A 19,109-nucleotide genomic window follows, 5' to 3' on the forward strand; every position below is an offset into this window, starting at 1 on the left:
CCCAGACCCACCCCCGACACCCGAGGGCGGGACAGGACGCAAGCGCAGCACCACACCCAGTGGCGCCCGCTGTGCAAGCCCGGGACTTCAGTCCCGGGCCGTTGACAGCGTCAGCGTCATGAGGAGGCGGTCCTCACCGGGACCGAAATGATCCTTGACCGTGTCGCCCGAGGGCACGAACCCCAGGGACTCGTAGAGGGCGACCGCCGGTTTGTTGCCCGGTTCGACCCACAGCAGGACGGTGGCCGTGCCCTCGTCCCTCAGCGCCTGGATCGTCTCCGTCATCAGTCTCCGGCCCAGCCCCTGCCCGCGGCTGTCCTTGGCGACCCCCAGGCTGAAGATCCAGCTGCGTGCTCTGTCCGGCGGCGTGGCCAGTACGTATCCGCACAGCCGCCCCTCGTCCTCCACGACCCTCAGATGGTCGGCGAACGTGTCCATGAACTGGCTCAGGACGGACCGGGGGTACGGGTCGCGGGGAAAGGCCTCACCGTCCACACGCATGAGATCGGTCATATCGTCTTGAGTGGCCTTGCGTACCCGAAGGGTCGGGTGAAGTGCTGGCATCGCACCAGAATTGCCCGGTGATCCCTGTTCGTTCAAGTCCCCCGATGGCGTGTTCGGTGCCGGGTGCCGGGATCGCCCGTGCTGCTACCGTGGGGCATGCCCTTGGGATCACCTGGAAATCCTGCGCAGCCGAACACGGCGGAAATCTGGGACGCCTTCGACCCCGATGACTACGTCGAGAAGAACTACCGTACGGTGCTGCACGCCGACGAAGAGATCATTTCGATCGTCCGTTCCCATTTCGGTGATCATTTCCGCAGGAATCCGGGTCGGCCGCTGCGGGGCATCGACGTGGGCACGGGCGCGAACCTCTACCCCGCGTTCACGATGCTCCCCTGGTGCGACGGGATCACCTTGATCGACCGGTCGACGCCGAATCTGCGGTACCTGGAGCGGCAACTCGCCCAGCACGACTCCGGCTGGGACGCCTTCTGGCAGCAGTTGTGCACGGACGACTCCTACGCCGCCCTGTCCGAGGGCCCGTGGGCCAGACTCGGCAAGGTGGCCCGGGTCGAGCAAGGAGACCTCTTCGACCTGAGCTTCCGGCCCGGGCAATGGGAGATCGGCACCATGTTCTTCGTCGCCGAGTCCATCTCCACCGACCTGGACGACTTCGAGCTGGGCGTGAAGTGCTTCCTGGAATCGCTCGCCCCTGGGGCTCCGTTCGCGGCAGCCTTCATGGAGGGCTCCCAGGGGTACACCGTGGGAGACACCGAATTCCCCGCGTGCAACGTGGATCAGGCCGACATTCATGCGGCGGTCGACGCCCACGCCAGGGAATTCCTGATTCACCGGATCGGCGGACCCAAAGTACGAACCGGGTACACCTCCATGATCCTTGCTTGTGGGTTCCGCTAGACGGGTAGGTCTTGCACTGCCCTGACGACATGATCTGTGTGAGGGGGCTCAGGATGCAGATCAAGCCGCGTCAGCACCTACTGGAAATGTGGCGGGCCCTCGCCCGCCACTCCTTCGAGGAAGGCGAATGGTCCTGGGGGGACGGCGGCCGCAACAGCGTCGCGGACGCGGAGCGGCTGCTCTGTCTCCTCTACCCGGCCACGGAGATCGACGCGTTCCGGCTGGACGACCCGGACACCACGCAGCCGGACGTGGCCCGCGCACTCGCCAGGGCCGGTGACACCACCGACATCCCGCTGCGCCTCGTGGAGGCCCTTGCCGACTTCATGGCGGAGCACCGGGACGAGGAGGGCCCCACCTTCTCCGGCGGTCACTACTACGCCCCCGCCGATCCGGAGGACGAACTCACCGAGGAACAGCGGGCAGTCGATGCGGTCGACTCCTACTCCATGTCGGTGAGCCTGTGTCTGGCCACGCTCGAATTCTGCAAGGGCTACCGGGCGAAGACCCGGCGAGAGCCCGCCCTCAGGCTCATGGACGGGCTCACGAAGGACGCCAACGCCCGGCTCACCGCCGCGATGGTGGGCCTGCTGCGCTCCTTCACCGTGAACGTCGTCGACATCTCCTCCAAACAGGGGGAGGCACTCGCCCAGTTACTCGGCCGCGGCCGGCTCTCCGACCGGCAGGTGGTGCAGCGCTTCCAAGACCATTTCGCCTCCCTGCGCGCGCTGATCGCCGAGAGCTTCACCCTCGGGCTCAGCAGCGAGGTCACCGAAGAACTGCGCAACGAGAACCGGCTGTTCGAGTGCGGCTGGGCATGGAGCGTGGTGAACGGTGCGCCGGAGATCGACACAGGAGCGGACCCGTCCCGGGCCAGGGGCCGCCAGCCCCGGGGTGTCGCCCACGGCGCGCCCTACCTTCATTTCACCGTCGTCGCCCTGGACGGCATCATCGACCTCTTCTCCGATCGCACCTTCGTCCTCGGGCTGCTCGACGCGGAGCAGCAGAAGCTGGCCGATGCTCTCCGACTGCGCTGGGAGATCACGCAGCAGTACTGGTCGACCATCGCCCGTTTCGAAGAGGGTGCCTGGCCCCTGGAGGCGATCCCCTGGCGCACCACGCCCGGTCTGCCGGAATCGGCGTACTTCTCGCTCACCGTGGTCTCCATCCTGGTGCACGACCTGATGCGTCGCCGTGCCACCGAGCACGACCTCACACGACTCGTCAGCGTGATGGAACGCCTCGCCGAACGCGGTGGGATCACCGGTGGCGTCAGCCGGGACGATCCCGCCGTCGCCGTGCACAGCCCCGGTGTGGCCATGCCGCTGCTGGGCAGCGGCACCCTGGGCCCGCCCATGACCTGGACGATGAGTGATTTCTCCACCCAGTTGTTCAAGCGGACCGTCCAACTGTGCGCCCTGTCCCGGGACATCTCTCTGGAGGACCGGTTGCTCAGACTGGCCGAGGACATCCTCGATCACATCTGGAGGCGCCGGATCAGCGAGGGGGAAGGAGCCGGACTCTGGGACGACGTCCACGCCGTCCATCCCGAGGCCCCCGTCGGCAAGGTGTCCCTGTCGTGGAGCATCACCGAGCGCGTCTCGGAATGCATGGTCGCCGCGCACACCCTGTACGGCCGGGACCCGATCCGCAGTCCCGAACTGTCCGCGCTGGCACGGTCGGTGATCAGCGAGGCCGCGCATCTTCTGGGCAAAGAACAAGAGGATCGTCCGGCGCCGGCTCCCAGGAGTACCGAAGGTGAAGAGATCAAGAGAGCGGAGGCGGACTTGCGCCGCGCCCGTGGGCTGGTCGACAAACAGCCCGGCACCGCCTACGGACTGGCCCTCGGCGTTCTCCGCCGGCTCGACGTTCTCACCCGCGCCCGTGAGACGGACTGAGGAGGTGTGATCCGTGCTGGTGTTCGCCGCCTCCGACAAGGGAGGCACCGGCCGCTCCGTGACGAGTGCCAACCTCGCCTACCATCTGGCGCTCGGCGGTGACGACGTCTGCTACCTGGACTTCGACTTCGGCTCCCCGACCGCCGCCGCCGTGTTCGACCTGCCCGACGTGCTCACCGCGGCCGAGGGGCACGGGCTGCACTCCTACCTCCAGGGCGAGACCGGCGCACCCCTGCGGGTCGACGTCTGGGCCCGCACCGAACACCCCGACCTGCGCAGCAGGCCGGGCGGCTCCGGCCGGCTCGTCCTGCTGCCCGGCGACCGCACCGGCGGGGAGTTCGTCACCGACGAGGAGAACCTGCACCGCTGCGTCGACCTGATCCTCGGTCTGAAACGCGAATTCGACGTCATCATCGTCGACCTGAGCGCCGGACGCAGTTATGCGATGGACCTCGCCCTGGTCGCCACCTCGCCCCGCGGCGGACTCGGCCGGCTCAAGACCCGCTGGCTCGTCTATCACCGCTGGACCCGACAGCACGTGATGGCCGCCGCCGAACTCGTGTACGGGAAACAGGGAATCGTGCAGGCGGGTATGGCCATGGGGCACCGGCCGGACACGATCAACGGCTCGACCCGCTTCGTCCGGGCCGCTGTACCCGATCTCGAGTCGCCCCTGTGGTCACAGGTCTCGCCCGCGCAGTACGCCTGGATGCGCAAGTGCGACAAGGAACTCGAACAACTCGCCGCGGGCCGCGGAATCGGCAGGACCAGGGTCCTGGCCTCCATTCCGCTGGAACCCGTCCTGCAATGGCAGGAACGCCTCATCACCGACCAGGACGTGCACGACCGCAGGATCGTCAACAACGAGACCTGGCAGGCCATGGGAGATCTCGCCCAGCGGGTGAGCGACGACAAGTTCTGGGGGGAGTTGTGAACCGGTCCGCGGCCGTCTTCCGGGAGACCAGCGCCGAACCACGCACGGAATCCGTTCCGTTCTCCCATCTCTCCCTGGAATTGGGTCACTTGTACATGGAGGACTTCGTCGAGGGGCCCGCCCGGCTGCGCCGGCACTTCACCGCCGTACGGCCCTGGGTGGACGCCGCCCGGGCCGGCCTCGGCCCGCTGGGCACCGGGCGGCGCCCCCGGATCAGCACCTGCTTCCTCATCGACGACTACTTCTCCCGGCTCTCCACCCCCGCCGAACTGATCCCGCCCCTGCTGGCCGCCGCCGCCGACGCCGGACTCACCATCGACTACCTCGCCCGCGAGTCGGGCTGCGCCGTGGCCGACCCGGCCCGCCGCGACCGGGCCGAACTCGCCGAGGCCGTCCTGCACCGGCTCGTGGAGTCACCCCCGCCCGGCAGCAACGGCTTCCGCCCGCCCGTCAGCCGCACCGGCTGGCTCACCAACGGCCGCCGCGCCCCCGCCCGGCGCACCTCCGCCGCACTCGACTCCACCGGCACCGTCTGGCAGCCGCCCAGCGAGACCGGCGCCCGCGGCCACTCCGTCTTCATGGACGTCGAACTCTGGAACGGCCCCGACGACGACCGCACCTGGTCCTGCGCCTTCCTCGCCTCCGTATGGCAGCTCGTCCGCCTCGGCCTGCTGCGCGACAACGGCCGCGCCGTGCTCACCCCCACCCCCTGGGACGACGAGGAGTTCCCGGCCGAGTGGGACGCGCTGCCGCCCGTCCTGCGCCTCAACCCGCAGGCCGCGCCCTTCACGGCCTACGTCACCTGCAGCGTCCTGCCCGCCCGCTTCCTGCCCGTCGAGCACGCCGTACGCGTCATCCTCGACCAGGTCGACGTCGAGGCCGCGGCGCTCGCCCAGGTCGCCGAACGGTCCGCCGTGGAGGGCTTCGCCGTACCCGCCGGCGTCGTCGACCGCACCTCCTACGTGTTCCCGCCGGGGTTGTGATGGACGGCCTGGGCACCGCCTCGGGTCCCGTCCTCGTCTGCGGTGAGGTGCGCACCTGTCTGCTGCCCACCCGGGACGCGGTCGACGAGGGGGCCGCCGTGGAACTGCTGCGGCTGCGCGCCGACGAACGCGTACGGGTCTCCCGGCACCCCAACCGGCACGCCGTCTCCCCGGACGTCCTCACCGGCGTCGACTGCCGGCTGCCCACCGCCACCGGTGCCCGCAGCCGCGCCGTCGGCACGGTCACCGCACGGGCGGCGCTCACCGAGGGCCGGGTCCTCCAGGCCACCGCGTACTTCTCCGCACCCGCCGCCGGCCCCGACCGGCGCCGGCCCTGGGGCTACTACCTGGTCCGCCCCGGCATCCTGGTCCCGGTCGGCCGGCTGCCCGTGCAGGCCCTCACCGAAGGCTTCCTGACCGGCCACCAGCCCGGCGAGCTCGACCTCGGGTCCATCGCCGGCGGCCTGCTCGCGAGGATCTGCCGGCAGCACCGCATCCTCGACCACGCCGCCCCGCTCACCACCGCCGACACCAGCCTGCGCTGGACGGCGGCAGCGGCGGCCGACGGAGAGGACGCCTCGGTGCGGTTGACCAAGGCCGAGGACGGGCTGCGGATCGTGGAGCTGCGGCTGCCGCCCGGCACCGCCCCCACCGCCGCGGCCGGGCTCTGCGAGGACCTCGCGCTGCACGACTGGCTGCTGACCACCGTCGCCGACAGACTCGACGGACTGCGCGTCGGCTCCGAGGACGGCCGCGCCGTCCTGAAGGTGCTGCGCCCCCTCGTCGACCACCTGCTGCACCTGTGGATGCCCCGGGCCCGCGTCGACGGCGCCCTGCACACCCCGTGGCGGGAACTGGAACGGACCCCCGGCTACAGCAGGCAGTGGAACGCCCTCGCCCAGCGCGTCCGCGACCAACTGTCGCTGCACGCGATTCGTTCGGGGAACGAGGTGCCGGCCTCGCGCTGACCGGGCACCATCCTACGGACACCTGGCGGGGGAGAGGACGGCATGGACGGAGCGTCGGGCACACCGGGACCGGCCACGACGGGAGGGGTGCGCATAGCGCCCGTCGTGCTCAAGACACTGATCACGGTGGTGGTGAGCACCGTCGCCTACGTGATCACCAATCTGGTGAACCAGTCCGGGGACGACCTGTGGAAGCTCGCGGTGTCCATCGTCATCGGTGGTTCCGCACTCATCGTGCAGTACTTGGTCGACTTCGAGCAGCGGCTGACCGCGATGGAGACCGGTCAGCGCCGCCGGACGGAGGAACTCCACGAGCACTTCGTCCACCTCAGTGAGGCCGCCGGGCTCCTGAGCGAACTCGACCAGGCGGGGATGAGCACCAGCGATGTGAGACGTCTGATCAGGAGTGCGACCAGGGTGGGGGCGCACGGGCCGGAGATAGCGAAGGCCTTCGCCCGTGCCGAGATAGACAGCCTCGCCTCGGTCGTCACGGAGCTGACCGGCATGACGGCCCACTGGCCGCGGGACAACAACGAGTGGCTCCTCCGGCTCACCGCGTGCGCCCGGCGGACCATCGACGCCACGAGCAGTTCCGTCGACCGGCCCTTCTGGGACACCGACCCGGCGGGGGACTACCTCTACGCACAGACCGAGGCGATGAGGGTCTCCGGCGTGAGCGTCCGGCGGCTGTTCATGCTCGAGGCCGGAAAGGAGGACGACGAGGAGTTCATGGGCAGATTCCTCCAGCTCTGCAAGGAACAGAGCGACCTCGGGATCAAGGTCCGCTACACCGTCCTCACGCGGAACCGGCACCACCGGGCGGCCGTGCGAGACGTCGTGATCTTCGATCGCGAGCTGTATCTGGAGTTCGAACCCGACCGGATGGACGGCAAGCTCCAGACCAGACTCGACGCGGGCAGGAGCCGTGTCCAGGAGCGGGTCAGCCGTTTCGACGAGCTGTGGGAGACGGCCGTCGAACCCGAACTCGAACCCGAACCCCGGCCGGTCCCTCCCTCCCAGCGGCGAGGCCGTCCCTGAACCGCACGCCCCGGCACACGGCGGGCGCCGCGTAGGCGAGAATGGGCGGCATGAGCCAGTTCCGCTCCCAGCGGTGCCGCGGTGGTGCGCGATGAGTCTCTTCCGGGACGACGGCATCGTCCTGCGGACGCAGAAGCTCGGCGAGGCCGACCGCATCATCACGCTGCTCACCCGCGGACACGGCCGGGTACGGGCGGTGGCCCGCGGGGTGCGGCGGACGAAGTCCAAGTTCGGCGCCCGCCTGGAACCCTTCTCCCACGTCGACGTGCAGTTCTTCTCCCGGGGCGGCGAGCTCGTCGGACGCGGGCTGCCGCTGTGCACCCAGAGCGAGACCATCGCGCCGTACGGCGGCGCCATCGTGACCGACTACGCCCGCTACACCGCCGGGACGGCCATGCTGGAGACCGCCGAGCGGTTCACCGACCACGAGGGCGAACCGGCCGTCCAGCAGTACCTGCTGCTCGTGGGGGCGCTCAGGACCCTGGCCCGCGGCGAGCACGCCCCGCACCTCGTCCTCGACGCGTTCCTGCTGCGCTCCCTCGCCGTCAACGGCTACGCGCCCAGCTTCGAAGCCTGCGCGCGGTGCGGGATGCCCGGCCCGAACCGGTTCTTCTCGGTCGCCTCGGGCGGCAGCGTCTGCGTCGACTGCCGGGTGCCCGGCAGCGTCGTACCCTCGCCGCAGACCCTGGTACTCCTGGGCGCCCTGCTTACGGGAGACTGGGAGACGGCGGACACGGCGGAGGCCCGGTACGTCAGGGAGGGCAGCGGGCTGGTGTCCGCGTACCTCCACTGGCATCTGGAGCGCGGGCTGCGCTCGCTCAGGTATGTAGAGAAGAGCTAGAGGGAGACGAGAGGCACATGGTCGTACGCGGGTTCCTGGGGCGGCAGCGCAAGGAGTACAGGGCGCCGGAGCCGCACCCGTCCGGCGCCCGCGCGCCGAAGCTCCCCGGCGAGCTGGTCCCCGAGCACGTGGCGATCGTCATGGACGGCAACGGCCGCTGGGCCAAGGAGCGCGGACTGCCCCGCACCGAGGGCCACAAGGTCGGCGCCGAGCGCGTCCTCGACGTCCTCCAGGGCGGGGTGGAGATCGGTGTGCGGAACATCTCGCTGTACGCCTTCTCCACCGAGAACTGGAAGCGCTCGCCCGACGAGGTCCGCTTCCTGATGAACTTCAACCGCGACTTCATCCGCAAGACCCGCGATCAGCTCGACGCGCTCGGCATCCGGGTGCGCTGGGTGGGCCGGATGCCCCGGATGTGGAAGTCGGTCGCCAGGGAACTCCAGATCGCCCAGGAGCAGACCAAGGGCAACGACCGCCTCACCCTGTACTTCTGCATGAACTACGGCGGCCGCGCCGAGATCGCCGACGCCGCGAAGGCCCTGGCCGAGGACGTGAGGGCGGGCCGCCTCGACCCCTCCAAGGTCAACGAGAAGACGCTCCAGAAGTACATGTACTACCCCGACATGCCGGACGTGGACCTGTTCCTGCGCCCCAGCGGCGAGCAGCGCACCTCCAACTACCTGATCTGGCAGAGCGCGTACGCCGAGATGGTCTTCCAGGACGTGCTGTGGCCGGACTTCGACCGCCGCGACCTGTGGCGGGCGTGCGTGGAGTTCGCCTCCCGGGACCGCCGTTTCGGCGGCGCCATCCCGAACGAGGAACTCCTGGCCATGGAGGGAAGGACCGAGGACCGGTAGGTCACCCGGTGACCGCCCGGTGACCGCCCGGTGACCGCCTCCAGGGGCGCGGGGAACGGTGCGAGCGGCCACAGCGCACCCGCACCCGCCCCCGGCGCTCAACTCGCGGCGCACTCCGCGCAGGTCCCGAAGATCTCCACCGTGTGGGCGACGTTCACGAACCCGTGCTCCGCGGCGATCGCCTCCGCCCACTTCTCCACCGCCGGTCCCTCCACCTCCACCGCCTTGCCGCAACTACGGCAGACGAGGTGATGGTGGTGGTCGCCGGTGGAGCAGCGGCGGTACACGGACTCGCCGTCGGAGGTGCGCAGGACGTCCACCTCTCCGGCGTCGGCCAGGGACTGGAGGGTGCGGTACACGGTGGTCAGGCCGACGGAGTCGCCCTTGTGCTTGAGCATGTCGTGGAGTTCCTGGGCGCTGCGGAACTCGTCGACCTCGTCCAGTGCCGCCGCGACGGCGGCGCGCTGCCGGGTGGCACGGCCCTTCACGGGCGGTCCAGCGGTCGTCACCGTTGCCTCCTCACGTCTGCGGCTTGCCGGGCCATTGTGCCAGCCCGCCCCGAGCCGAGTCAGACACCGACCGCGCCGCCCGCCCCCCGACTGGCCGGAATCGTGCACTCCGCCGGATCTCCGACGGGGTGGGCGGCGGCGGCCGCGCGGGCGCGGCGGCGGGCCAGGGGAGCGGCCAGCGCGCCGAGCGCGAGGAACGCGGCGATGGTCAGCAGCACGATCGTCGCGCCGGGCGGGACGTCCTGGTAGTACGAGGTGACCGTGCCGCCGACGGTCACGCTCACGCCGATCGCCACGGCGATCGCGAAGGTCGCGGCGAAGCTGCGGCTGAGCTGCTGGGCGGCGGCGACCGGGACCACCATCAGGGCGGACACCAGCAGCAGGCCGACGACCCGCATGGCGACCGTCACGGTCACCGCGGCCGTGACCGCGGTCAGCAGGTTCAGGGCGCGCACGGGGAGGCCGGTGACGCGGGCGAACTCCTCGTCCTGGCTGACCGCGAACAGCTGGCGGCGCAGGCCCACGGTGACCAGGACGACGAACGCGGCCAGCAGGCAGATCGACGTGACGTCGGAGTCCGACACCGTCGACAGGGAGCCGAAGAGGTACGAGGTGAGGTTGGCGTTGGAGCCGCCCGGCGCGAGGTTGATGAACATGACGCCGCCGGCCATACCGCCGTAGAAGAGCATCGCGAGGGCGATGTCGCCGCGGGTGCGGCCGTACCAGCGGATGAGTTCCATCAGTACCGCGCCGAGGACGGAGACCGCGGTCGCCATCCAGACCGGGGACGCGGAGAGCAGGAAGCCGAGGCCGACGCCGGTCATGGCGACATGGCCGATGCCGTCGCCCATCAGGGCCTGGCGGCGCTGGACGAGGTAGATGCCGACGGCGGGGGCGGTGATGCCGACCAGGACGGCGGCGAGCAGCGCCCGCTGCATGAAGGCGTAGTCGAGGAAGTCCATCAGCTCAGCAGTCCTGTGCGCATCGGTTCGGCACCCGCCGGGGCGTGCGGGTGTACGTGGTCGTGGCCGGGCTGGGGGTCCCCCCGCTCGAGCGAAGCCGAGAGTGGGGGAGTGCTGGCCGCGGCCTTCGGCGGCGGGCCGTCGTGCTGTACGCAGCCGTCGCGCAGGACGACCGCCCGGTCGATCAGGGGTTCCAGGGGGCCCAGTTCGTGCAGGACGAGCAGGACGGTCGTGCCGGCCGCGACCTGGTTCTTCAGGGTCTGGGCCAGGACCTCCTGGCTGGCCAGGTCCACGCCCGCCATCGGCTCGTCCATGATGAGCAGTTCGGGCTCGGAGGCGAGGGCGCGGGCGATCAGCACGCGCTGGTGCTGGCCGCCGGAGAGGGCGTCGACGTTGTCCCTGGCGCGGTCCGCCATGCCGACGAGGTCCAGGGCGTGCCGTACGGCCTCCCGGTCGCCCTTGCGGAAGACGCCGAAGCGGGTGCGGGAGAGGCGGCCGGAGGAGACGACCTCGGTGACGGTGGCGGGGACGCCGCCGGCGGCCGTGGTGCGCTGGGGGACGTAACCGATCCGCGCCCAGTCCCGGAACCGGCGGCGGGGGGTGCCGAACAGCTCGATCTCGCCGGAGCCGATCGGCACCTGGCCGATGACGGTCCGCACGGCGGTGGACTTGCCGGAGCCGTTGGCGCCGAGCAGCGCGACGACCTCACCGCGGTGCACGGTGAGGTCGATGCCCCGCAGGACCGGGCGCGCGCCCAGGTCGGCGCGGACCCCGCGCAGGGAGATGACGGGCTCCGTCGTACCGCTTGCGGTCATGCCGCTTTCTCCGATCGGCTGGTCACTTGGCTCCCAGGGCCTTCTGGAGCGCCTTGAGGTTCGCCTGCTGGACCGAGAAGTAGTCCTTGCCGCGGGACTTGTCCGTGATGCCCTCGATCGGGTCGAGGACGTCCGTGGACAGTCCGGCGTCGGAGGCGATGGTCTTCGCGGTCTTGTCGCTGACGAGCGTCTCGTAGAACACGGTGGTGACGCCGTCGGCCTTCGCCATCTTCTCAAGCTCCTTCACGCGCGCGGCGCTGGGCTCCGACTCGGGGTCGAGGCCGTTGATGGCCTCCTCGGTCAGGCCGTAGCGCTCGGCGAGGTAGCCGAAGGCGGCGTGGGTGGTGACGAAGACCTTGGTCGCGGTGTGCGCGAGGCCGGTTCTGAACTCGGTGTTCAGGGCGTCGAGCCGCTTCACCAGGGCCGCGGTGTTGGCCCGGTAGTCGGCCGCGTGGTCCGGGTCGGCCTTCTCGAAGGCCTTGCCGACGCCCTCGGCGACCTGGGCGTAGCGCACCGGGTCGAGCCAGATGTGGGGGTCGAGGCCGGACAGCTCCTCGTTCGCGTGGTCGTCGTGCTCGGCCGCGTGGCCGCCGACCTCGTTGCCGTGCTTCTCCAGGGAGGTCAGGGAGGCGGCGTCGATCTTGGTCTTGACCTCGGACTGGGCCACCGCGTCGTCGACGGAGGGCTGGAGGTTCTTGAGGTAGAGCACCGCGTCGGACTCCTGGAGCTGCGCGGTCTGCCGGGCGCTGATCTCCAGGTCGTGCGGTTCCTGGCCGGGCTGGGTGAGACTGGTGACGTGGACGTGGTCGCCGCCTATCCGCTCGGCGAGGAAGGCCATCGGATAGAACGACGCGACGACGTCGAACCTGTCGGTGTTGCCGGCGGCACTGGCCCCCGAGCAGGCGGTGAGGGTGCCGAGCCCGAGGGCGGCGGTGGCCGCCATGGCTATGCCGGATATGCGCTGACGCCGTACGTTCATGACAGTCATTTTCAACAAATATGGAAACCGTTGTCAACAAGCCCGTCCCGGACCCGGGTGAAGGGGTGGACAAGGGCTGGGCAAGGGCCGGGCAAGGGGCCCGGTAAGGGAACCGATTTGATTCAGGGGGAGCACCCGCCGGTACCCTGAACCATTCGCTGGAAGCATCTCGCTTCGTCGCCCGTCGTCGTTATGAAGAGAGCACCGTGGCCGCCGACAAGATCGACACCATCGTCAGCCTGAGCAAGCGCCGTGGCTTTGTATTCCCCTGCAGTGAGATCTACGGCGGCCAGCGTGCCGCCTGGGACTACGGACCGCTGGGTGTCGAGCTCAAGGAGAACCTGAAGCGCCAGTGGTGGCGCTACATGGTGACGTCGCGCGAGGACGTGGTCGGTATCGACTCGTCCGTCATCCTGGCCCCCGAGGTCTGGGTCGCCTCCGGTCACGTCGCCACCTTCTCGGACCCGCTGACCGAGTGCACCTCCTGCCACAAGCGGTTCCGCGCGGACCACCTGGAGGAGGCCTACGAGGCCAAGCACGGCCGTCCCCCGGCGAACGGGCTGGCCGACATCAACTGCACCCACTGCGGTACGAAGGGCCAGTTCACCGAGCCCAAGCAGTTCTCGGGTCTGCTCTCCACCCACCTCGGCCCGACGCAGGACACCGGCTCCGTCGCCTACCTGCGCCCCGAGACCGCCCAGGGCATCTTCACCAACTTCTCCCTCGTGCAGACCACCTCGCGCCGCAAGCCGCCGTTCGGCATCGCGCAGATGGGCAAGTCCTTCCGCAACGAGATCACGCCCGGCAACTTCATCTTCCGCACCCGCGAGTTCGAGCAGATGGAGATGGAGTTCTTCGTCAAGCCGGGCGAGGACGAGAAGTGGCAGGAGTACTGGATGGAGCAGCGCTGGAACTGGTACACCGGCCTGGGCCTGCGCGAGGAGAACATGCGGTGGTACGAGCACCCGAAGGAGAAGCTCTCCCACTACTCCAAGCGCACCGCTGACATCGAGTACCGCTTCCAGTTCGGCGGCAACGAGTGGGGCGAGCTGGAGGGCGTCGCCAACCGCACCGACTACGACCTGTCCGCCCACTCCAAGGCCTCCGGCCAGGACCTCGCGTTCTACGACCAGGAGGCCCAGGAGCGCTGGACGCCGTACGTCATCGAGCCCGCGGCCGGTGTCGGCCGCGCGATGCTGGCGTTCCTCCTCGACGCCTACGTCGAGGACGAGGCCCCCAACGCCAAGGGCAAGCTGGAGAAGCGCACGGTCCTGCGCCTCGACCACCGCCTGGCCCCGGTGAAGGTCGCGGTCCTGCCGCTGTCCCGCAACCCGGAGCTGTCCCCGAAGGCCAAGGGTCTCGCCGCCGCGCTGCGCCAGCACTGGAACATCGAGTTCGACGACGCGGGCGCGATCGGCCGCCGCTACCGCCGCCAGGACGAGATCGGCACGCCGTACTGCGTCACGGTCGACTTCGACACGCTCGACGACAACGCCGTCACCGTGCGCGAGCGTGACTCCATGAAGCAGGAGCGCGTCTCCCTCGACCAGATCGAGGGCTACCTGGCGGGCCGCCTGCTCGGCTGCTAGGGATCCGCCGGTTCCACGGGAGGCCGGCCCGGACGGGGGAGACCCGCCGGGCCGGCCTCGCCGTTTCACGGCGTCCTACAGATCGACGTCCATGTAGAGCGCCGCGTGGTCCGAGGCCTCGTCGGCCTTGGAGGTCACCGTGTCGAAGGACTTGAACGACTTCGGTGCCCACACCCCCCGCCGCTCCACGTCCACGTGCTGCACCTTGCCGAACAGCTCCGGCGAGCACAGCAGGTAGTCGATCTTCTGGTCCAGCGAGTGACCGGTCCCGAAGGTGCCGAGGTCGCCCGTGTACGAGGGGTGGCTCATCGCGTCCTGCGCGCCGGTGGCGAGGAGTTTCCTGACGGCCGGGCTCTCCGGGGAGTCGTTCAGGTCGCCCGCGATGAGTACCCGCGGGGAGCGTCCGAGGGCGTCCGCGTAGATCTGGGCGACCCGCTCACCCTGGGCCAGCCGCAGTGCCGCGCCGGCCGAGCCGCCGCCCCGCTTGCTCTTGAAGTGGTTGCCGAGGATCCACAGCGGGGTGCCGTTGACCGCGATCTCCAGCTCCACGCAGTCCCGGCTGAACACCGGTTCCCCGTTCGGCCGCAGGTCGAAGATGTGCGAGCGGATCGAGGTGATCGGGTGGCGGCTGAGGATGCCGACGTCGATGCCGCGCGGGTCGTTGCCGTCGATCAGCATGCTGTAGGGGTAGGGCTGCTTCCCCAGTGCTCCGCCGAGCACCTGCCGGTTGAACCGGTCCAGGGTGAGCCGGTCCTCGACCTCGACCGTGAGCAGGATGTCGGCGTTGACCTCGGCGACCACCCGGCCGGTGTTGCGGACCACGTCCCAGTCGAGTTCCGAGCGCACCATCTCGACCCAGCCGGTCCACTTGGCGCGGCCCTTGGCGACGACCTCGATGACGGGATCGTCCTCCGGGGGATGCGTGACGAAGAGGGCGGCGCCGCCGCCCCGGGTCTGGTTGACGACGAAGGGCGGCGGCTCGTGCCGGGGGTCCTGGTCCCAGGCCCGGTGCTCCTTGACGATCTCGGCGATCCGGGTCTTGTCGTCGTCGCTGTAGACGGCCCGGTCGAGCAGGCCGAGCAGTTCGGTGAAGTCGGCGAGGACCCGTCCGCGTTCTTCCTCGTCGCCCAGCTCGAAGACCTTGGGGCGGCGGAACAGGTTCTCCGCGTTGTACGTGCCGATACGGAGCGTCATGGTCCCCTCCTGGGGAGGTGACTGTTCACGGACAATCCCTATTGTCCGTCCGGCGGGTACTCCTGTCGCGTCGACAGGTATGGAATGACAGATATTGATATCTGTCATTCCTGGTGTCAGGCTGGACGGCATGACCCTCCCCACCCGCCCCCTCGGCAGCACCGGCCCCCGCGTCTCCGCCCTCGGCCTCGGCTGCATGGGCATGACCGCCCTGTACAGCGGCGCGGACCCCGCCGAGTCCGTCGCCACGATCCACGCCGCGCTGGAGGCCGGCGTCACCCTGCTGGACACCGGCGACTTCTACGGCATGGGCAGCAACGAGCTCCTCATCGCCGAGGCCCTGCGCACCGCGCCCGCCGCCCGGCGCGAGCAGGCCCTGCTCAGTGTGAAGTTCGGCGCCCTGCGCGGCCCGGACGGCGCCTGGCTCGGCTACGACGGCCGGCCCGCCGCGGTGAAGAACTTCGCCGCCTACTCCCTCCAGCGCCTCGGCGTCGACCACCTCGACGTCTACCGCATCGCCCGCCTCGACCCCGACGTCCCCGTCGAGGAGACGGTCGGCGCCCTCGCCGAACTCGTCGAGCAGGGATACGTCCGGCACATCGGCCTCAGCGAGGTCGGCGCCGCGACCATCCGCCGGGCCGCCGCGACCGCCCCGATCGCCGACCTCCAGATCGAGTACTCGCTGATCTCCCGGGGCATCGAGCGGTCGATCCTGCCCGTCACCCGCGAACTGGGCATCTCCGTCACCGCGTACGGCGTCCTCGGCCGGGGCCTGATCTCCGGGCACTTCACGGCCGAACGGCAGCTCGCCGCGGGCGACTTCCGGACCTTCTCGCCCCGCTTCCAGGGCGACAACCTCCGGCACAACCTGAACCTGGTCGAGGCCCTGCGCGAGGTCGCCGACCGCAAGGGCGTCTCCGTCGCCCAGACCGTGATCGCCTGGGTCCTCGCCCAGGGCGAGGACATCGTCCCGCTGATCGGCGCCCGCAGCCGGGAGCGGCTCGCGGAGTCGCTGGGCGCCCTGGACGTCGTCCTCGACAAGGCGGACCTCGCGGCGATCGAGGAGGCCGTGCCCGCCGACGCGGCGGCCGGGGCGCGCTATGCGCCGGCGGCGATGGAACACCTCGACAGCGAGCGCTGAACCCCCTGCCCGGTACCGTCTGAACCATGGCTCCGCCGCAGACCTCCGAGATCCTGACCCCCGAGCGCATCCTCGAAGCGACCGAGGAGGTGCTGCGGCGCCACGGCCCCGCCAAGGCCACCGTGGTCGACGTGGCCCGCGCGCTCGGGGTCAGCCACGGCAGCGTCTACCGCCACTTCCGCACCAAGGCGGCGCTGCGCGAGGCGGTCACCCAGCGGTGGCTGGACCGCACCTCCGAAGCCCTCGCCGGGCTGGCGGCCGACGAGACCCGCGCCCCGCGGGCCCGGCTGCGCGCCTGGCTCGCCGCCCTCTTCGAGGCCAAGCGGCGCAAGGCGGGCGACGACCCCGAACTGTTCGCCACCTACCTGGTGCTGTCCGACGAGAACGGCGAGGTCGTCCGCCGGCACATCGCCGACCTCACCGGCCAGCTCGCGACGATCATCACGGCGGGCGTCGCGGCCGGCACCTTCGCCGCCTGCGACCCGCCCGCCGCCGCCCGCGCCGTCTTCCACGCCACCGCCCGCTTCCACGACCCCCGGTACCTCACCGTGTGGGAGCGGCCCGAGGCGCAGGCAGACTTCGAGGCGCTGGTGGACCTGCTGGTGAGGGGCCTGGGCGCCGGACAGGCGGCCGACACCCCGGCGGACTAGAGTGTGCGGCCGACCACGCGCGGGACCGACCACCACCCGCGACACCGAGACGAACCGGGAGGGACCTCCATGCCCCCGACGATCCGCAGGGCGGTGATCCCCGCCGCCGGACTCGGCTCCCGGCTGCTGCCGCTGACGAAGGCGACACCCAAGGAGATGCTCCCGGTCGGCGACAAACCGGTGATCGAGCACACCGTGCGCGAGCTGGTGGACTCCGGCATCACGGACATCACCATCGTCGTCTCCGGCGGCAAATCCCTGATCCAGGACCACTTCCGCCCCAACCCCGCCCTCGTCGAGCAGCTCCGCGCCGACGGCAAGCCCGCCTACGCCGACGCCGTCGAGGAGATCGCCGAGCTGGCCCGCCGGGGCCACATCACCTACCTCGACCAGCGCGGCCCCTACGGCAACGGCACCCCGGTCCTCAACGCCGCCCGCTCCTTCGGCGACGAACCCGTCCTCGTGCTGTGGCCCGACGACGTGTTCGTGGCCGAGGTCCCCCGCGCCCAGCAGCTCATCCGCGCCCACGAGCAGACCGGCTGCCCCGTCCTCGCCCTCATGCCGATGGACCCCGCCGACTCGCAGCGCTACGGCGTCCCCCTCGTCAAGGAGGACCTCGGCGCCGGCACCCTGCGCATCACCGGCCTGGTCGAGAAGCCCGAGCCGGAGGCCGCACCCTCCTCCTACGCGGCCATCGGCGGCTATGTCATCACCCCCGGCATCGTCGACGAACTCCGCGAGCAGACCCGCCGCTGGTACGAGCACCGCACCGGCGAGATCTACCTGACCGACGCGATCAACGCCTACGCCGCCACCCGCGCCGTCTACGGCCAGGTCATCCAGGGCCGCTGGTACGACACCGGCAACCCCGCCGACTACCTGATCGCCCAGATGGCCCACGCCCTGGCCCACCCCGAGTACGGGCCGCGGCTGCGCGGGCTGGTCAGCGACCTCGACGGCACTGGGTCGGACCCTGCGGCCTAGGGGGTGTTGCGAACACCCCCTAGTGCCGTGACCGGAAAGGTTCACCGGCTCGCGACGCCCGGCACGGCACCTCGCCGCGTTGTCGCATCACCCGAGTACATCCAGTACGCGGGCGACGCTCCGCCTTGCGATGCACCGCACCGGACGCCGCGAGCTTCCCGGCAAACCTTCCCGGTCACGGCACTAGCGGGTCTGCGCCGTCGCCGCGCACCGCCAGAAGTCCCGCATCAGCGGGGTCGGGGTCGGGTTCTCCATCGCCACCTGGGTCAGCAGGACCGTGACCGTCCCGGTGGCCGGGACGAGGTGCGCCGTGGTGCCCGTGCCGCCGACCCAGCCGTAGCGGCCGGGCACGTTCCAGGGGGCCAGGGGAGCGACGTCCACCTGGCCGCCGTAACCCCAGCCCTGGCCCTCCAGGAACAGGGTGCCCCCGTCGCGCTGACGCGCGCCGAGGTGGTTGCTCGTCATCCGGGCGACCGAGGCGGGGGAGAGCAGCCCGCCGCCGCCGTCCAGGAGCAGCCGGGCGAATGCCAGCCAGTCGTCGGCCGTGGAGACCAGGCCCCCGCCGCCCGAGGGGAACGCGGGGAGCCGGCTCCACTGGCCGTCCGGGCGGTCCGTCACCTCCAGCGCCCCGGCGCCGTCGGACCGGTACGCGGTCGTGAAACGGTCCCGCTTCTCCTCGGGGACCTCGAACGCGGTGTCCTTCATCCCCAGCGGCTCCAGCAGCCGCTCCGCCAGGAAGCCGGGCAGGGACCGGCCCGACGCCCGGGCGATCAGCACACCCTGGAGGTCGGACGCCGTGCCGTACAGCCAGGCCTCGCCCGGCTGGTGCAGCAGCGGGACCCGGGCCAGCTCGGCCAGCCAGACGTCCGGGGCCGGGTACGCCTGCGGCGCCCGCCCGTCCTTCTGCACCGCGAACAGCGCCCGCACCGCCGGGAGTGTGAAGTCGGACGGGAAGCCCCAGCCGGGACGGGAGGACAGCAGGTCCTCGACGGTGATCGGGCGGGCCGCCGGGACGACGTCCGTCACAGGACCGGACGGCGTGCGCACCACCACGGGGCCGGCCAGCTCCGGAAGCCACTCCGCCACCGGCGCGTCCAGTGCCACCACGCCCTCGTCCACCAGCATCAGCAGCGCGGCCGCCGTCAGCGGCTTGGTGATCGACGCGATCCGGAACAGCGAGTTGCGGGCCATCGGGGCGGAGCCCTCGGCGTCGACCGAGCCCACGGTCACCACCTCCACCTCGTCCCCCCGGGCCACCAGGCCCACGGCCCCGGGAACCGTCCCGTCGTCGACGTACCGTCGCAGGGTGGCGTGGAGCGTGCTCATGGCGAGGGCCTTCCGGTGC

General features: G+C 70.6%; 19 protein-coding genes. 12 read left to right on the forward strand and 7 right to left on the reverse strand.

All coding sequences use genetic code 11. The features are described from left to right. Window positions 1-87: 87 nt before the first annotated feature. Window positions 88-564: a GNAT family N-acetyltransferase gene (locus tag U5640_RS30510; protein ID WP_340379697.1), complete on the reverse strand. Its 477-nt coding sequence runs from the start codon at window positions 562-564 to the stop codon at window positions 88-90. A gap of 96 nt (window positions 565-660) precedes the next feature. On the opposite strand from U5640_RS30510, the gene U5640_RS30515 reads away from it, so the two are divergent. From U5640_RS30515 to U5640_RS30550, 8 genes are all read left to right on the forward strand, one after another. Further along, window positions 661-1,422 carry an SCO2525 family SAM-dependent methyltransferase gene (locus tag U5640_RS30515; RefSeq protein ID WP_340379699.1) on the forward strand — a complete coding sequence of 254 codons (762 nt, stop codon included), beginning with the start codon at window positions 661-663 and terminating at the stop codon, window positions 1,420-1,422. A 53-nt stretch (window positions 1,423-1,475) separates the two neighbouring features. Next, window positions 1,476-3,320 carry an SCO2524 family protein gene (locus tag U5640_RS30520; RefSeq protein ID WP_340379701.1) on the forward strand — a complete coding sequence of 615 codons (1,845 nt, stop codon included), beginning with the start codon at window positions 1,476-1,478 and terminating at the stop codon, window positions 3,318-3,320. Window positions 3,321-3,333: 13 nt separating this feature from the next. Continuing rightward, window positions 3,334-4,254 (forward strand): SCO2523 family variant P-loop protein, encoded by a 921-nt coding sequence (locus U5640_RS30525; protein WP_340379703.1) that lies wholly within the window; start codon window positions 3,334-3,336, stop codon window positions 4,252-4,254. Next, window positions 4,251-5,237, forward strand: a complete 987-nt coding sequence (locus U5640_RS30530; protein WP_340379705.1) for an SCO2522 family protein — start codon at window positions 4,251-4,253, stop codon at window positions 5,235-5,237. Before U5640_RS30525 ends, U5640_RS30530 begins: the two co-directional genes overlap by 4 nt. Beyond that, window positions 5,237-6,205 carry an SCO2521 family protein gene (locus U5640_RS30535; protein WP_340379707.1) on the forward strand — a complete coding sequence of 323 codons (969 nt, stop codon included), beginning with the start codon at window positions 5,237-5,239 and terminating at the stop codon, window positions 6,203-6,205. Before U5640_RS30530 ends, U5640_RS30535 begins: the two co-directional genes overlap by 1 nt. A 42-nt stretch (window positions 6,206-6,247) precedes the next feature. After that, the gene (locus tag U5640_RS30540) at window positions 6,248-7,243 is read left to right on the forward strand and encodes a hypothetical protein (RefSeq protein ID WP_340379708.1); all 996 of its coding nucleotides are present in this window, start codon (window positions 6,248-6,250) and stop codon (window positions 7,241-7,243) included. Between the two features lie 91 nt (window positions 7,244-7,334). Further along, window positions 7,335-8,084, forward strand: coding sequence for a DNA repair protein RecO (gene recO, locus U5640_RS30545; protein WP_340379710.1), 750 nt, complete (start codon window positions 7,335-7,337; stop codon window positions 8,082-8,084). 17 nt (window positions 8,085-8,101) lie between these two features. After that, complete coding sequence (locus U5640_RS30550) at window positions 8,102-8,941, forward strand: isoprenyl transferase (protein ID WP_340379712.1); 840 nt, start codon at window positions 8,102-8,104, stop codon at window positions 8,939-8,941. 98 nt (window positions 8,942-9,039) lie between these two features. On the opposite strand, the gene U5640_RS30555 is transcribed toward U5640_RS30550, so the two are convergent. Genes U5640_RS30555 through U5640_RS30570 form a run of 4 tightly spaced genes read right to left on the reverse strand, consistent with a single transcriptional unit; the run spans window position 9,040 to window position 12,206 of the window. Next, window positions 9,040-9,450, reverse strand: coding sequence for a transcriptional repressor (locus tag U5640_RS30555; RefSeq protein WP_340379714.1), 411 nt, complete (start codon window positions 9,448-9,450; stop codon window positions 9,040-9,042). Window positions 9,451-9,509: 59 nt separating this feature from the next. Beyond that, window positions 9,510-10,412, reverse strand: a complete 903-nt coding sequence (locus tag U5640_RS30560) for a metal ABC transporter permease (protein ID WP_340379716.1) — start codon at window positions 10,410-10,412, stop codon at window positions 9,510-9,512. After that, on the reverse strand, window positions 10,412-11,227 hold the full coding sequence (locus tag U5640_RS30565; protein WP_340379718.1) for a metal ABC transporter ATP-binding protein: 816 nt from the start codon (window positions 11,225-11,227) through the stop codon (window positions 10,412-10,414). The genes U5640_RS30560 and U5640_RS30565 overlap by 1 nt, the downstream gene beginning before the upstream one ends. A 22-nt stretch (window positions 11,228-11,249) precedes the next feature. Further along, on the reverse strand, window positions 11,250-12,206 hold the full coding sequence (locus U5640_RS30570) for a metal ABC transporter substrate-binding protein (RefSeq protein ID WP_340379720.1): 957 nt from the start codon (window positions 12,204-12,206) through the stop codon (window positions 11,250-11,252). Window positions 12,207-12,412: 206 nt separating this feature from the next. Between U5640_RS30570 and U5640_RS30575 the strand changes: the two genes are divergently transcribed. Continuing rightward, window positions 12,413-13,795, forward strand: coding sequence for a glycine--tRNA ligase (locus U5640_RS30575; protein ID WP_340379722.1), 1,383 nt, complete (start codon window positions 12,413-12,415; stop codon window positions 13,793-13,795). Window positions 13,796-13,870: 75 nt separating this feature from the next. On the opposite strand, the gene U5640_RS30580 is transcribed toward U5640_RS30575, so the two are convergent. After that, complete coding sequence (locus tag U5640_RS30580) at window positions 13,871-14,989, reverse strand: endonuclease/exonuclease/phosphatase family protein (RefSeq protein ID WP_340379724.1); 1,119 nt, start codon at window positions 14,987-14,989, stop codon at window positions 13,871-13,873. Window positions 14,990-15,119: 130 nt separating this feature from the next. Here U5640_RS30580 and U5640_RS30585 point away from each other — a divergent pair, with 130 nt between their 5' ends. The 3 genes from U5640_RS30585 (at window position 15,120) to U5640_RS30595 (ending at window position 17,764) form a co-directional block, all read left to right on the forward strand. Continuing rightward, on the forward strand, window positions 15,120-16,130 hold the full coding sequence (locus tag U5640_RS30585; RefSeq protein ID WP_340379726.1) for an aldo/keto reductase: 1,011 nt from the start codon (window positions 15,120-15,122) through the stop codon (window positions 16,128-16,130). A 26-nt stretch (window positions 16,131-16,156) separates the two neighbouring features. Beyond that, on the forward strand, window positions 16,157-16,780 hold the full coding sequence (locus U5640_RS30590) for a TetR family transcriptional regulator (RefSeq protein ID WP_340379728.1): 624 nt from the start codon (window positions 16,157-16,159) through the stop codon (window positions 16,778-16,780). Between the two features lie 69 nt (window positions 16,781-16,849). Then, entirely contained in the window at window positions 16,850-17,764 is a 915-nt protein-coding gene (locus tag U5640_RS30595) for a UTP--glucose-1-phosphate uridylyltransferase (protein WP_340379730.1), read from the forward strand. A 183-nt stretch (window positions 17,765-17,947) separates the two neighbouring features. On the opposite strand, the gene U5640_RS30600 is transcribed toward U5640_RS30595, so the two are convergent. Further along, window positions 17,948-19,090, reverse strand: coding sequence for a serine hydrolase domain-containing protein (locus U5640_RS30600; protein ID WP_340379732.1), 1,143 nt, complete (start codon window positions 19,088-19,090; stop codon window positions 17,948-17,950). Window positions 19,091-19,109: the final 19 nt, after the last annotated feature.

It is taken from the genome of Streptomyces sp. SS7 (assembly GCF_037993025.1).
Classification (GTDB): Bacteria; Actinomycetota; Actinomycetes; order Streptomycetales; family Streptomycetaceae; genus Streptomyces.

Excerpts from the sequence above, each read along its gene's own strand:
- U5640_RS30570 (WP_340379720.1), bottom strand. The coding sequence starts at position 12,206 with ATGAACGTACGGCGTCAGCGCATATCCGGCATAGCCATGGCGGCCACC.
- U5640_RS30565 (WP_340379718.1), bottom strand. The coding sequence starts at position 11,227 with ATGACCGCAAGCGGTACGACGGAGCCCGTCATCTCCCTGCGCGGGGTC.
- recO (WP_340379710.1), top strand. The coding sequence starts at position 7,335 with ATGAGTCTCTTCCGGGACGACGGCATCGTCCTGCGGACGCAGAAGCTC.
- U5640_RS30595 (WP_340379730.1), top strand. The coding sequence starts at position 16,850 with ATGCCCCCGACGATCCGCAGGGCGGTGATCCCCGCCGCCGGACTCGGC.
- U5640_RS30520 (WP_340379701.1), top strand. The coding sequence starts at position 1,476 with ATGCAGATCAAGCCGCGTCAGCACCTACTGGAAATGTGGCGGGCCCTC.
- U5640_RS30580 (WP_340379724.1), bottom strand. The coding sequence starts at position 14,989 with ATGACGCTCCGTATCGGCACGTACAACGCGGAGAACCTGTTCCGCCGC.
- U5640_RS30600 (WP_340379732.1), bottom strand. The coding sequence starts at position 19,090 with ATGAGCACGCTCCACGCCACCCTGCGACGGTACGTCGACGACGGGACG.
- U5640_RS30590 (WP_340379728.1), top strand. The coding sequence starts at position 16,157 with ATGGCTCCGCCGCAGACCTCCGAGATCCTGACCCCCGAGCGCATCCTC.
- U5640_RS30535 (WP_340379707.1), top strand. The coding sequence starts at position 5,237 with ATGGACGGCCTGGGCACCGCCTCGGGTCCCGTCCTCGTCTGCGGTGAG.
- U5640_RS30550 (WP_340379712.1), top strand. The coding sequence starts at position 8,102 with ATGGTCGTACGCGGGTTCCTGGGGCGGCAGCGCAAGGAGTACAGGGCG.
- U5640_RS30515 (WP_340379699.1), top strand. The coding sequence starts at position 661 with ATGCCCTTGGGATCACCTGGAAATCCTGCGCAGCCGAACACGGCGGAA.
- U5640_RS30560 (WP_340379716.1), bottom strand. The coding sequence starts at position 10,412 with ATGGACTTCCTCGACTACGCCTTCATGCAGCGGGCGCTGCTCGCCGCC.
- U5640_RS30510 (WP_340379697.1), bottom strand. The coding sequence starts at position 564 with ATGCCAGCACTTCACCCGACCCTTCGGGTACGCAAGGCCACTCAAGAC.
- U5640_RS30540 (WP_340379708.1), top strand. The coding sequence starts at position 6,248 with ATGGACGGAGCGTCGGGCACACCGGGACCGGCCACGACGGGAGGGGTG.
- U5640_RS30585 (WP_340379726.1), top strand. The coding sequence starts at position 15,120 with ATGACCCTCCCCACCCGCCCCCTCGGCAGCACCGGCCCCCGCGTCTCC.